The sequence below is a fragment of the Paraburkholderia sp. genome (assembly GCF_035656215.1).
GTDB lineage: Bacteria > Pseudomonadota > Gammaproteobacteria > Burkholderiales > Burkholderiaceae > Paraburkholderia.
Genome location: NZ_DASRSY010000282.1, coordinates 1 through 12,006, shown reverse-complemented (window position 1 = coordinate 12,006; position 12,006 = coordinate 1). Strand labels below are relative to the sequence as shown.

Genomic DNA, 12,006 nt, shown 5'->3' with positions numbered 1-12,006 from the left:
AGGATTCGAAAAGCCTTCGCGCCTGGCGTGGCGGAGGAAGCGCAGCGGAGCGGGACACGACACCAGATCGGGGCGTTGCCTCGACGATTCTGGGCGAGTTTTGTCACGGAAAGCGCAATTGTAACCCGTTCGGATAGGGTTCCTGGGAAGGGTGCGGGAAACCGTGCTTACCCGGAAATATATTGTCGGAACATTGTAGTATGCGGGTCCGGGGCCGCTAGAGCCCTTTCCGGGGAAGCACGATGACAATAAAAACATGGGCCAGATGGGTAGTGTGGGCTGCGCTGATTGGCGCCGGTGTGGTTGCCTGGCTATCGCCGAACTACGAGGACGCACAGGCGGCAACCGATCTCCAGACGGTGGACTGCATGGTGAAGCAGCTCACTCAGGACGATAAACGCAGCATTGCGCAGTTCGCCGATACCAATGATTTCGACTCGCTGTGGCACGTGTACGACCGGGTTTTCCCAGACTGCACGGTACGAGGGGACCAGCGGGACCGTAAGAGCGAGCTGGTGATGAGCGCGTGGAGCGTCCTTTCTACAGACCGTGAATTCATGCGTTTTCGCGAAGCCGATGCGGCGCACGCCGCGCTGGGACACTAGGTTTCAGGCCGAAATGCCGCACGCCTCGATCCGTCCCCCGCAACCCCCGCAGCTATAATGCGCGGATGAACGCACACCATCAGACCTTTGATGCCGCCGTGATCGGCGGCGGGCTCGTCGGCAAGACCGCGGCGTTGGCGCTGACGCAAGGCGGGTTGCGCGTGGCGCTGCTCGCGCAACCCTGCGCGGCGCTGCCGCCGGGTGCGACCTTCGACTCGCGGGTCTACGCATTGTCGTCGAGTTCGCAGGCGCTGCTGGGGCGGTTGCGGGTCTGGCAGGCGCTCGATCTGTCAAAGCTCGGGCCCGTCTATGACATGCGCGTGTATGGCGACGCGCACGCCGAACTCCATTTTTCCGCGTTTCAGGCGTCCGTGCCGCAATTGGCATGGATCGTCGAGTCGTCGGTCATTGAGCGCGCGCTGGATGCCGCGCTGCGTTTCCAGCCGAATCTCACCTGGATCGACACGCGCGCGCAGGCGCTCGACTTTGCCGCCGACGGCGCCAGCGTCGGTCTTGCCAACGGCAATGTGCTCGAGGCCGATCTGTTGGTCGGTGCGGACGGTGCGCATTCGTGGTTGCGTGCACAGATCGGCTCGAAGATGAACCGGCGCGACTACAAGCAAACCGGCGTGGTCGCGAATTTCAAGGCCGAAAAGCCGCACGGCGAAACCGCTTATCAATGGTTCAAGGATGGCGAAATCATCGCGCTGTTGCCGATGCCGGACGGCCACGTGTCGCTGGTCTGGTCGGCGCGCACCGAGCATGCCGACCAACTGCTCGCGCTCGATCCGGCGCAACTCGCAGCCGAAGTCGAACGTGTTACAGGCGGTCAGTTTGGCGCTTTGGAATGCGTGACGCCCGCCCAAGGCTTCCCCCTCGCACTGCAAACGGTCGACAAGCTCGTTGCGCCGCGCGTCGCATTGGTCGGCGATGCCGCGCATCTGATCCATCCGTTGGCGGGCCAGGGTATGAACCTCGGTTTGCGCGATGTCGCGGCGCTCGCCGAGACGGTCGCCGGCAAGGAAGCGTTCCGCGATCTCGGCGACATGGTGCTGCTGCGCCGCTATGAACGCGCTCGCCGCGAAGACATCCGCGCGCTGATGATCGCCACCGACGGCCTGCAAAAGCTCTTCTCGGCGCCCGGTCCGTTTGCCAAAGTATTGCGCAACACCGGTATGGCGTTTGTCGGCGCGCAGCCGTTCATCAAGCGCTGGCTGGTGTCGGCCGCGCTGGGGTAAAGCGCCCGAGCCCGCATGCCCGGCTGGCGAGACGGGTATCATGAACAGATGGACGCCATTCCGGTCATACCAGAAACGTCCCAAAAACGCGCATCGCGCACGATTGAACCCCAGGAATTAAGCATGAAAAAATCCTTCCGCGTCGCGGCCGTTGCGCTCGCGATTGCTGCCGTGACGATCGGTTGCTCCGCCCAGGCCGATCAAGCCACCGACAAGCTCAAAGCCACGCTGCAAACGCGTCTGGCCGACGTGACCATCAAGAGCGTGACGAAGTCGCCGATCGCCGGCCTCTACGAAGTGAACCTCGGCACGCAGATCATCTATAGCGATGCAAACGGCGACTACCTCATGACCGGCGACATGATCGACGCCAAGACCCGCAAGAATCTGACTGAAGCACGTCTGTCGGAGACCAACCGCATCGACTTCGCTAGCCTGCCGTTCGCGAACGCGGTGAAGGTCGTGAAGGGCAACGGCGCGCGCAAGATCGCCGTGTTCTCCGATCCGAACTGCCCGTACTGCAAGCAGCTCGAAACGACGCTCAAGTCGATCGATAACGTCACGGTCTACACCTTCCTGTACCCGGTGCTGTCGCCTGATTCGACCGCCAAGTCGAAGTCGATCTGGTGCTCGACCGACCGCGCGAAGGCGTGGGAATCGTGGATGCAGAACCATCAGGCGCCCACCGCCGCCGGTACCTGCGACACCGCCGCGATCGACAGGAATCTGGCGCTCGGCCGCGCGATGAACGTCGACGGCACGCCGACGGTGTTCCTCGCCGACGGCCGCCGCCTGCCTGGCGCCGTGCCGGCAGACCGGCTGGACAAGGAAATGTCCGCCGTGCACTGAGCACGCAACGTCAGTTGAAGAAAGGAGGCGCGAAGTGCGCCTCCTTTCACATCAAGCCCCGAAGATCCCCGCCAGAAAATTTCTAATCGCCGCCGATGAAGCCGATCCGCTACACCATCGTTCCGAAGCAACCCGCCGCCCATCTCTTCGAAGTCACCGTAACCGTCGCCGATCCCGATCCGGCCGGCCAGCGTTTCATGCTGCCGGTGTGGATTCCGGGCAGCTATATGGTGCGTGAATTCGCGCGCAACATCGTCACGCTGCGCGCCGTCAACGACGCGGGGCGGAAGGTGCGCGTCGAAAAGACCGACAAGCACACATGGCAGGCAGCGCCGGTCAAAGGCGCGTTGACGCTGCGCTACGAAGTGTATGCATGGGATCTCTCGGTGCGCGCCGCGCATCTTGACGATACGACGGGCTTTTTCAATGGCACTAGCGTATTCCTGTCGCCGCTCGGTCACGAAGAAGCGCAGTGCGTGGTCGATATTCAGAAACCGGAAGGCGCGGCGTACCGCGAATGGCGCGTCGCGACTGCGCTGCCGGAAGCGCGTGGCACGAAGCGCTACGGCTTCGGCGAGTATCGCGCTCAGAACTACGACGAGCTGATCGATCATCCGGTCACGTTGGGAGAGTTCGCGCTGGCGACGTTCAAGGCGCACGGCGTACCGCACGACATCGTGATCGCGGGGCGCGTGATCGGGCTCGATATGGCGCGTCTGTCCGCCGATCTGAAGCGGATCTGCGAAGCGCAGATCGCGTTGTTCGAGCCGAAGTCGAAGAAAGCGCCCATGGAGCGCTACGTGTTCATGACGCAGGCCGTCAGCGACGGTTATGGCGGACTGGAGCATCGCGCTTCGACGGCGCTGATCTGCAATCGCGGCGATCTGCCGGTGGAAGGCCGCGACGCGCCCACCGAGGGCTACCGGACCTACCTCGGTCTGTGCAGCCACGAATACTTCCACACCTGGAATGTGAAGCGCATCAAGCCGGCCGTGTTTGCGCCGTACGACCTGAGCGTCGAAAACACCACGTCGCTGCTGTGGCTGTTCGAAGGCTTTACGTCTTACTACGACGATCTGATCCTCGTACGCAGCGGCCTGATCTCGCAAGACGACTATCTCGGCATGCTCGGTAAGGTAGTCGGTGGCGTGCTGCGCGGCAGCGGTCGTCTGAAGCAGACGGTGGCCGAAAGCTCGTTCGACGCCTGGGTCAAATACTATCGGCAGGACGAAAACGCGCCGAACGCGATCGTCAGCTATTACACCAAGGGTTCGCTCGTCGCGCTCGCATTCGATCTGACGATTCGCGCGCAGACCAATAACCGCAAATCGCTCGACGACGTGATGCGTCTGTTGTGGCAACGGTATGGGCGCGACTTCTATCGCGGCAAGCCCGTCGGCGTCGAAGAAAGCGAGATCGAGGCGATTTTTGCCGAAGCGACCGGTGTGCAACTGGGCGAATTGCTCGCCGAAGCCGTGCACGGCACGCGCGATCTGCCCCTCGACACGCTGCTCGCGCCGTTCGGCGTCACGCTCGCGCCGGAACTCGACAAGAACGGCAAACCGTCGCTCGGCGCGCGCATGCGCGGCGGTGTGGATTGCACGTTGGCGGCGGTTCACGAAGGCAGCGCGGCACAAAAAGCAGGACTCTCGGCGGGCGACGTGCTGATCGCGCTCGACGGTCTGCGTGTGACGGGCTTGAATCTTGATTCGTTGCTGTCGCGCTATCTGCCGGGTGCAAAGGTCGAAGTCCACGCCTTCCGCCGCGACGAGCTGCGTACCGCGCAAGTCAAGCTGGATGGTCCTGAGGTGTCGCGGTACAAGCTTGCGGTGAGCGATAAACGACCGGCGGCGCGCAAGGCACGGGAGCGCTGGCTGGCAAGCTGATCGTAATCCGGGACGGTGTTAATCGCTGTTTCAAAGCGAGGGATTGTTCTACCAGTGCAACAATCCTTCGCTGCCGCACGGCTTTTTCCCGGGTGGGTAAAAAATCACAATGGCTCCACTCGCGCAAAACTGCGCGCCCCTACTGGAGTCAACCATGACCACGATCCTGCAAATCAACTCGGCAGCCCGCTCGCAAGGCGCGAACTCGACCCTGCTCCTCAACGAGCTGACCGCAAAGCTGCAACAATCGAATCCGGGCGCGCAAGTCGTCGTCCGTAACCTGCAAGCTGAACCGCTGCCGCATCTGGACGACGCCGTCCTCGGCGCGTTCTTCACGCCGGCCGACCAGCGCACGCCGGAACAAGCCGCGATCTCTGCTCGCAGCGAAGCGCTGATCGCCGAACTGCAAGCCGCCGACATCGTCGTGATCGGCGCACCGATGTACAACTTCGGCATCTCGTCGCAACTGAAGACGTATTTCGACTTCATCGCACGCGCTGGCATCACGTTCCAGTACACGGCGAACGGTCCGGAAGGTCTCGTGAAGGGTAAGAAGGTGTTTGTGGTTTCGGCGCGCGGCGGTAAGTATCTGGGCACCCCGAACGACACCCAAACGCCGTATCTGAAGAGCTTCCTCGGCTTCCTCGGTATGACCGACGTGGACTTTATCTACGCCGAAGGCCTGAATATGGGTCCGGACGCTGCTACTGCCGCGCTGGCTGGCGCGCGTGAAGCGATCGCTGCTGCGTAAGGTGTGAGGTTTGTCCCGCGCTGGGTGATCGCGGCGCGGCAGAATGAAAAACGCCACGGGTGTAATTCCGTGGCGTTTTTGTTTTGTGCGGCGGCTGCGATCTCTGGTTCCCGACACCGAATCCTTGGCCGTTTGGTTCCTGGTTTCCGGTCCCACGCCTCTGGCTGGTGTCGGTGCGTTTCGCGCGAATTGGCCTTACGCCAGCATCTGCGCTTCGTCGGGCAAACGCCAGTCGATCGGTGCGCGGCCGTGCTTCACGAGATACTCGTTGGCCGACGCAAAATGCCCGCAGCCGAGAAAGCCCCGATGCGCCGACAGCGGCGAGGGATGCGGCGCTTCCAGCACGTAATGCGACTTGCCGCCAAGCAGCGCGCGTTTGGCTTGCGCATGCGCGCCCCACAGCATGAACACGAGGCCGTCATGGCGCATGGCCAGCTCGTGGATCAGCGTGTCGGTGCATTTTTCCCAGCCACGTTTCGCGTGACTCGCGGCCGAATCGCGCTCGACCGTCAGCACCGTGTTCAACAGCAGTACGCCCTGTTTGGCCCATGTATCGAGGCAGCCATGGCGCGGCGTCTCGTGGCCGAGGCTTGCGGCGATTTCCTTGAAGATGTTGCGCAGCGACGGCGGCGTGCGCACGTTCGGCGCCACTGAAAACGCCAGCCCGTGCGCTTGCGGCGTACCGCGGTCTTCGCCGTGATACGGGTCCTGCCCGAGGATCACGACTTTGACTTCGTCGGGGCTGGTGAGACGCAGGGCCCGGAAGACGTCGGCGGGATAGACGGTTTTGCCGGCGGCGCGTTCACCGTCGACGAAACGGCACAGCGGCGCGTAGGCGTCGCTTTCGATGAACGGCTTGAGGTGTGCGCGCCAGGCCGGAGGAAGGGCGGCGAATTGGGCTTCGAGCGTCGGCGGTGGCGAGCCGGCGGCTGTTTGCGACTGCGGCTGAGCGGCGGCTTCGGCCGGCATGGCGGAGGCGTCGCCGAACAACGAGGCTTGCGACGAATTGGAGCGGGTGCGGGAAGCTGAGGTCATGGCGGGGAAGTGTCGCAGCAAACGCGGGGTAGCTCAAGGTGTGCTTAGCCTGCCCGCAACTGATAGCCGCGCTGCGCCTTGCTGATGTCGTCCGGCGCGAGCCCTGCAACCTGTTTGCCGAGCTCTGCCGCCAGCGCGTTGAGCGCAGCCTCGTCGCCGGCTTTCAGTTCCAGCTCGACTTCGGAGATCGGCGCGCGGCGCGTCTCGCCGTTCACCTCCGCGATAACGTCGCCTTGGTCAATCGCGGCTTCGACTTCCGCGCCGTCCAGTTCGACATTCCACAGCGTGCGCGTGAAATTCGTGCGAAACAGTTCGATCAGTTCCGGCGCGGCCTGACGCAAGGCTTCGGCGGCGGTCGGTTCGTCACACTCACGCAGCAGCGCGTCGATTTCGAGTTTCTCGCCCGCAACGGACATTTCCCATTCGTGCCGGCTGTGCAAACCATCTTTGGCATTACCCACCGTCTTGAATGTTTGCAGCCAACCGTTCGGCGTGTGCCGCAAACGCAGCGCACTCTTCGACGTGGCCAGTGCCAGTTTGGGTGTGTCGAAGTAGATATTTGCCAGCTTGATCGTGCGCCCCTCTTTGCCGGTGCGCGCGACGAACCATTGCGTCGCCGCTTTCACCTGGCTCACCGGCAGTGCCAGTTTGATTTCGCGTTCCATGGCCATCGTGTGCTCCGCTGCGTGCGCTGAATGTCGAAACTGTGCTTAGAAAAACATCCGTGCAAGTTCCACACCCGGCTCTTCCGCGCGCATGAACGCCTCGCCGACGAGGAACGTATGCACGTCCATCGCCCGCAGACGTTCGACATCGACGCGCGACAGAATGCCCGACTCCGTGACCACGATACGGTCGTCCGGAATCGATTCGAGCATGCCGATGGTCGTCTCGATCGACGTTTCGAACGTGCGCAGATTGCGGTTGTTGATACCGATCAGCGGCGTCTTCAGCGTGAGCGCTTCCATCAGCTCATTGCTATCGTGCACTTCGACCAGTACCGCGAGACCCAGCGAATGCGCGAGCGCTTCGAGGTCCTGCATCTGCGAAGTTTCGAGCGCGGCGGCGATCAGCAGGATCGCGTCGGCGCCCATCGCGCGGGCTTCGACGATCTGGTACGGGTCGACGATGAAGTCTTTGCGCAGCACCGGCAGATTGCAGGCGGCGCGCGCCTCTTCGAGATACGCCACACTGCCCTGGAAGAATTGCACGTCGGTGAGAACGGACAAGCAGGCCGCACCGTGTTTTTCATACGAGCGCGCAATTTCGGCAGGGACAAAGTTTTCGCGCAGAACGCCTTTTGACGGACTCGCTTTCTTCACTTCGGAAATGACAGCGGCGAGGCCGGTCGCGTGTTTCGCGCGCAATGCGCCGACGAAATCGCGGATGTCGCGCGACGATGCTTCGAGGCGCAGTTCTTCTAGCGGCGCGCTTTGGGCGGCCGCGCGGACTTCTTCGCGTTTGACCGCGATGATGCGGTCGAGAATGTCGCTCATGAGTATCTCGCTACGTAGTTACTGCTTGAATTGCTGGGTGAAGCGGATCAGATCGTCGACCTTGGCGCGGGCCTTGCCGCTCGCGATCGCTTCACGCGCCAACTGGATGCCGTCCGCAATCGATGCCGCCACGTTTGCCGAATAGAGGGCAGTGCCCGCGTTCAGCGTAACGATTTCACGCGCGACGCCCGGCTTGTTGTCGAGCGCTTCGAGCAGCATCAGTTTGGATTCGGCCGCGTCGGCCACTTTCAGCGTACGGTTCGACACCATCTGCATGCCGAAGTCTTCCGGATGGATTTCGTATTCGTGGATCTGGCCGTCGCGCAACTCGCCCACCTGCGTGGCCGCGCCGAGCGAGACTTCGTCCATGCCATCCATACCGTACACCACCAGCACGTGCTTGGCGCCGAGGCGCTGCATCACGCGCACCTGAATGCCGACGAGGTCGCCGTGGAACACGCCCATCAGCTGATTCGGTGCGCCGGCCGGATTGGTCAGCGGTCCGAGAATGTTGAACAGGGTCCGCACGCCGAGTTCGCGGCGCACCGGCGCGATGTTCTTCATCGCCGGATGATGGTTCGGCGCGAACATGAAGCCCATGCCGGTTTCCGCAATCGAGGCCGCCACCTGTTCCGGTTGCAGATCAATGTTCACGCCGAGCGCTTCGAGCACGTCCGCGCTGCCCGACTTGCTCGATACGCCGCGACCGCCGTGCTTCGCGACCTTCGCGCCTGCAGCGGCCGACACGAACATGGTTGCCGTGGAAATATTGAAGGTTTGCGAACCGTCGCCGCCGGTGCCGACGATATCGACGAAGTTCGAGTTGTCCGGTACCTCGACATGCCGGGCAAATTCACGCATCACCGTGGCGGCGGCGGTGATTTCGCCGATGGTCTCTTTTTTGACGCGCAGGCCGGTGATGATCGCCGCCGACATCACGGGCGACAGTTCGCCGCGCATGATCAGGCGCATCAGGTGCAACATTTCGTCGTGGAAAATTTCGCGATGCTCGATCGTGCGTTGCAGCGCTTCCTGGGGCGTAATCGACATGATTTCGTCTCTCTTTATCAAGCGGTGCGGTGAGCAGACTTCGACTGCTTCACGAAGTTTTCGAGCAGCGCGTGGCCGTGTTCGGACAGGATCGATTCCGGATGGAACTGCACGCCTTCAACGGCCAGTTCCTTGTGACGCACGCCCATGATCTCGCCGTCTTCGGTCCATGCGGATACTTCGAGGCAGTCGGGCAGCGATTCGCGTTCGATCGCGAGCGAGTGATAACGCGTCACGACGAAATGCTTTGGCAGGTCGGCGAACACACCTTTGCAGTCGGTTTCGATCGTGCTGACCTTGCCGTGCATGATGGTTTGCGCGCGCACGACGCGGCCGCCGAACGCTTCGCCGATCGCCTGATGGCCGAGGCACACGCCCAGAATCGGCGTCTTGCCGGCGAACTCGCGCAGCACGTCGAGCGTAATGCCGGCGTGTTGCGGATTGCTTGGGCCGGGCGACAGACAAATGCGCTCCGGGTTGAGCTTCGCAATTTCGTCCAGCGTGATTTCGTCGTTCCGATAGGTGAGCACGTCTTCGCCGAGTTCGCCGAAGTACTGCACCAGGTTGTAGGTGAACGAGTCGTAGTTATCGATCATAAGCAGCATGGTGTGTCTCCGGTCAGAAGTCGCTATCGAGGCCGTCTTGAACTTGCTCGGCAGCACGCAGCACAGCGCGCGCCTTGTTCTCGGTCTCTTGCCATTCGGATTCCGGCACCGAATCCGCGACTACACCCGCTGCCGCCTGCACATACAGATTGCCGTTTGCGATCACGCCGGTGCGGATCGTGATGGCCAGATCCATTTCGCCGGTGAATGACAGATAGCCGACCGCACCGCCGTACAGGCCGCGCTTCACCGGTTCGAGCTCGTCGATCAATTCCATCGCGCGGACCTTCGGCGCGCCGGACAACGTGCCGGCCGGGAACGTGGCGCGCAGCACGTCGAAATTAGTGATGCCGGGTTTCAGCTTGCCTTCGACCGAACTCACGATGTGCTGCACATGCGAATACTTTTCGATCACCATCTGGTCGGTGACGACCACCGAACCGATCTGCGAAATACGGCCCACGTCGTTACGCGCGAGGTCGATCAGCATCACGTGTTCGGCGATTTCCTTCGGGTCGTTCAGGAGTTCGGTGGCGAGTTCTGCATCACGTTCCGGCGTGTTGCCGCGCGAACGCGTGCCGGCGAGCGGCCGGATTGTGACGATGCGATCCTCGCCGCGCTTTTCCTGACGCACCAGAATTTCCGGCGACGCGCCGACCACGTGGAAGTCGCCGAAGTTGTAGAAATACATATACGGCGACGGATTCAGCGAGCGCAGCGCGCGGTACAGCGACAGCGGATTGTCGCGGTACGGCTTGGTCAGACGCTGGCCGACCTGTACCTGCATCAGCTCGCCGGCGGCGATGTATTCCTTCGCCTTGCGCACGGCCGTCAGGTAATCGTCTTTTGCGAATTCGCGGTAGGTCTCGGTGCGCACGCTGGCCGACGTGACTGGCGGCTGCACGGTCGTGCGCAAACGCTGGCGCAGTTCACGCAGACGCTGTTTGGCTTTCGTGTAGGCCTCGGGTTGCGTCGGATCCGAGTACACCACCAGGTACAGCTTGCCCGCGAGGTTGTCGATCACCGCGACTTCTTCGGTGAGCAGCAACTGGATGTCCGGCAGGTTCAGATCGTCCTTCGGCGCGGTGTGCGCGAGTTTTTTCTCGATGTAGCGCACCGCGTCGTAACCGAAGTAACCGGCCAGGCCACCCGCGAAGCGCGGCAGACCGGGGCGCTGCGCCACTTTGAAGCGGCCCTGGAATTGCTGGATGAACTCGAGCGGATCACCCTCGTGCGTTTCGACGACTTTGCCGTCCCGCACCACTTCCGACACGCCGTTGCGGGTGCGCAGCAGCGTGCGCGCCGGCAGACCGATGAACGAATAGCGGCCGAAGCGTTCGCCGCCCACCACCGATTCCAGCAGGAACGAGTTGGCGCCGTTGCGTTCGCTCTGCGCGAGCTTCAGATACAGCGAGAGCGGCGTTTCGAGGTCGGCGAGCGCTTCGGCGATCAGCGGAATGCGGTTGAAACCCTCGTTGGCGAGGGACTGGAATTCGAGTTCGGTCATGTTCCGATCCTGTACGTGCGTCAGACGGCACTATGCGTCGGACAAAGCGGGGCGTTGCGCGCCCGGTCAGGCGTTCGTTCGACGTTTCGACACGATGATACCGACCGGCGCGAGTTTCCCATCGACGCGTGCAAGGGGTTTCAGCGCATAGATGTACTTTGCGGGTACACGAAGGCCGAATCAACCGGTGCAGCGAAACAAGATGATGGAAAAAACGCGTGAGCGCAGCGAAGTAAAAAACGGTTGCCGAAGACGAGCTTCAGCGTACCTCAGGCGAGGTTAGCGCGACCAGCGACGCCAGGGCCAGGCTCCCCGGTCGATGCTAATCAGACTCCGTTTTTTATTCAGAAACATGAGGATGTGGGACTTTTCAGGTCGTGGAATGGTGCGCTGCGATAGCCTTGGCGGCATCGAGCAGCGAGGCAACTATACCATCGGATTTTATTTCTTGTATAGATCGGCCGTGGTTGTAGCCGTACGGCAGCGTCAGCGTTGCCATGTCCGCTGCGCGGCCTGCCAGCGCATCGTTTTCCGAATCGCCGATGGCGACCGTGGCTTGCGGCGCAATGCCTAGCTGTTCCGCGGCGGTGAGCATGGGAAGTGGATCTGGCTTCTTTTTCGGCAAGCTGTCGCCACCGAGCACGATGCTGAAATACTGGCTGAGCCCGTATTGCTCCAGCAAGTCGACCGCGAAACGGTGTGGTTTGTTGGTGACGCAGGCGAGTTTGAGGCCGGCTTCGCGCATGGCGCTGAGACCGGCTTCGACCTCGGGGTACAGCCGCGTGTGCACGCCGTTGATTTTTGCGTACTCGGCCTGATAGATGGCGAGCGCTTCGTCGAAACGGTCCTGTGCGTGGTCCGTTTCGAAGCGCTGAGCCAGCACGCTGCGGATCAGATTCTCCGAGCCCTTGCCGATGTAACCGACCACTTCCTCGCGCGAGGTTTCCGCCGCGTCGAGTTGTGCGAGCATGCCGTTCAGACCGG

General features: G+C 62.2%; 12 protein-coding genes. 5 read left to right on the top strand and 7 right to left on the bottom strand.

Annotation, left to right across the window (positions count from 1 at the left end):
• Positions 1–242 precede the first annotated feature (242 nt).
• From VFE81_RS15855 to VFE81_RS15835, 5 genes are all read left to right on the top strand, one after another.
• Positions 243–605, top strand: a complete 363-nt coding sequence (locus VFE81_RS15855) for a hypothetical protein (protein WP_325045509.1) — start codon at positions 243–245, stop codon at positions 603–605.
• A 65-nt stretch (positions 606–670) separates the two neighbouring features.
• A complete protein-coding gene (locus tag VFE81_RS15850; RefSeq protein WP_325045508.1) occupies positions 671–1,843 on the top strand; it encodes a UbiH/UbiF family hydroxylase in 1,173 nt (390 codons plus the stop codon).
• 123 nt (positions 1,844–1,966) lie between these two features.
• Positions 1,967–2,692 carry a DsbC family protein gene (locus tag VFE81_RS15845; RefSeq protein ID WP_325045507.1) on the top strand — a complete coding sequence of 242 codons (726 nt, stop codon included), beginning with the start codon at positions 1,967–1,969 and terminating at the stop codon, positions 2,690–2,692.
• 95 nt (positions 2,693–2,787) lie between these two features.
• Complete coding sequence (locus tag VFE81_RS15840) at positions 2,788–4,578, top strand: M61 family metallopeptidase (RefSeq protein WP_325045506.1); 1,791 nt, start codon at positions 2,788–2,790, stop codon at positions 4,576–4,578.
• A gap of 154 nt (positions 4,579–4,732) precedes the next feature.
• On the top strand, positions 4,733–5,329 hold the full coding sequence (locus VFE81_RS15835) for an FMN-dependent NADH-azoreductase (RefSeq protein WP_325045505.1): 597 nt from the start codon (positions 4,733–4,735) through the stop codon (positions 5,327–5,329).
• 195 nt (positions 5,330–5,524) lie between these two features.
• Here the strand turns inward: VFE81_RS15835 and VFE81_RS15830 are convergent, their stop codons facing one another.
• The 7 genes from VFE81_RS15830 to gph form a co-directional block, all read right to left on the bottom strand.
• Complete coding sequence (locus tag VFE81_RS15830; protein WP_325045504.1) at positions 5,525–6,364, bottom strand: uracil-DNA glycosylase; 840 nt, start codon at positions 6,362–6,364, stop codon at positions 5,525–5,527.
• Positions 6,365–6,408: 44 nt separating this feature from the next.
• Positions 6,409–7,035, bottom strand: coding sequence for a CYTH domain-containing protein (locus VFE81_RS15825; protein WP_325045503.1), 627 nt, complete (start codon positions 7,033–7,035; stop codon positions 6,409–6,411).
• 39 nt (positions 7,036–7,074) lie between these two features.
• Positions 7,075–7,860 carry an indole-3-glycerol phosphate synthase TrpC gene (trpC, locus tag VFE81_RS15820; RefSeq protein WP_325045502.1) on the bottom strand — a complete coding sequence of 262 codons (786 nt, stop codon included), beginning with the start codon at positions 7,858–7,860 and terminating at the stop codon, positions 7,075–7,077.
• A gap of 18 nt (positions 7,861–7,878) precedes the next feature.
• Positions 7,879–8,910, bottom strand: a complete 1,032-nt coding sequence (trpD, locus tag VFE81_RS15815; protein ID WP_325045501.1) for an anthranilate phosphoribosyltransferase — start codon at positions 8,908–8,910, stop codon at positions 7,879–7,881.
• Between the two features lie 17 nt (positions 8,911–8,927).
• Positions 8,928–9,515, bottom strand: a complete 588-nt coding sequence (locus tag VFE81_RS15810) for an aminodeoxychorismate/anthranilate synthase component II (RefSeq protein ID WP_325045500.1) — start codon at positions 9,513–9,515, stop codon at positions 8,928–8,930.
• Between the two features lie 13 nt (positions 9,516–9,528).
• Positions 9,529–11,022 carry an anthranilate synthase component I gene (trpE, locus tag VFE81_RS15805; RefSeq protein WP_325045499.1) on the bottom strand — a complete coding sequence of 498 codons (1,494 nt, stop codon included), beginning with the start codon at positions 11,020–11,022 and terminating at the stop codon, positions 9,529–9,531.
• Positions 11,023–11,392: 370 nt separating this feature from the next.
• Positions 11,393–12,006, bottom strand: a 614-nt coding sequence (gene gph, locus VFE81_RS15800) for a phosphoglycolate phosphatase (RefSeq protein ID WP_325045497.1), incomplete at its 5' end; no start/stop codon positions are given.

Bases quoted from the DNA above. Each gene is read 5' to 3' on its own strand.
- VFE81_RS15855 (WP_325045509.1), top strand. From the start codon at position 243: ATGACAATAAAAACATGGGCCAGATGGGTAGTGTGGGCTGCGCTGATT.
- VFE81_RS15850 (WP_325045508.1), top strand. From the start codon at position 671: ATGAACGCACACCATCAGACCTTTGATGCCGCCGTGATCGGCGGCGGG.
- VFE81_RS15845 (WP_325045507.1), top strand. From the start codon at position 1,967: ATGAAAAAATCCTTCCGCGTCGCGGCCGTTGCGCTCGCGATTGCTGCC.
- VFE81_RS15840 (WP_325045506.1), top strand. From the start codon at position 2,788: ATGAAGCCGATCCGCTACACCATCGTTCCGAAGCAACCCGCCGCCCAT.
- VFE81_RS15835 (WP_325045505.1), top strand. From the start codon at position 4,733: ATGACCACGATCCTGCAAATCAACTCGGCAGCCCGCTCGCAAGGCGCG.
- VFE81_RS15830 (WP_325045504.1), bottom strand. From the start codon at position 6,364: ATGACCTCAGCTTCCCGCACCCGCTCCAATTCGTCGCAAGCCTCGTTG.
- VFE81_RS15825 (WP_325045503.1), bottom strand. From the start codon at position 7,035: ATGGCCATGGAACGCGAAATCAAACTGGCACTGCCGGTGAGCCAGGTG.
- trpC (WP_325045502.1), bottom strand. From the start codon at position 7,860: ATGAGCGACATTCTCGACCGCATCATCGCGGTCAAACGCGAAGAAGTC.
- trpD (WP_325045501.1), bottom strand. From the start codon at position 8,910: ATGTCGATTACGCCCCAGGAAGCGCTGCAACGCACGATCGAGCATCGC.
- VFE81_RS15810 (WP_325045500.1), bottom strand. From the start codon at position 9,515: ATGCTGCTTATGATCGATAACTACGACTCGTTCACCTACAACCTGGTG.
- trpE (WP_325045499.1), bottom strand. From the start codon at position 11,022: ATGACCGAACTCGAATTCCAGTCCCTCGCCAACGAGGGTTTCAACCGC.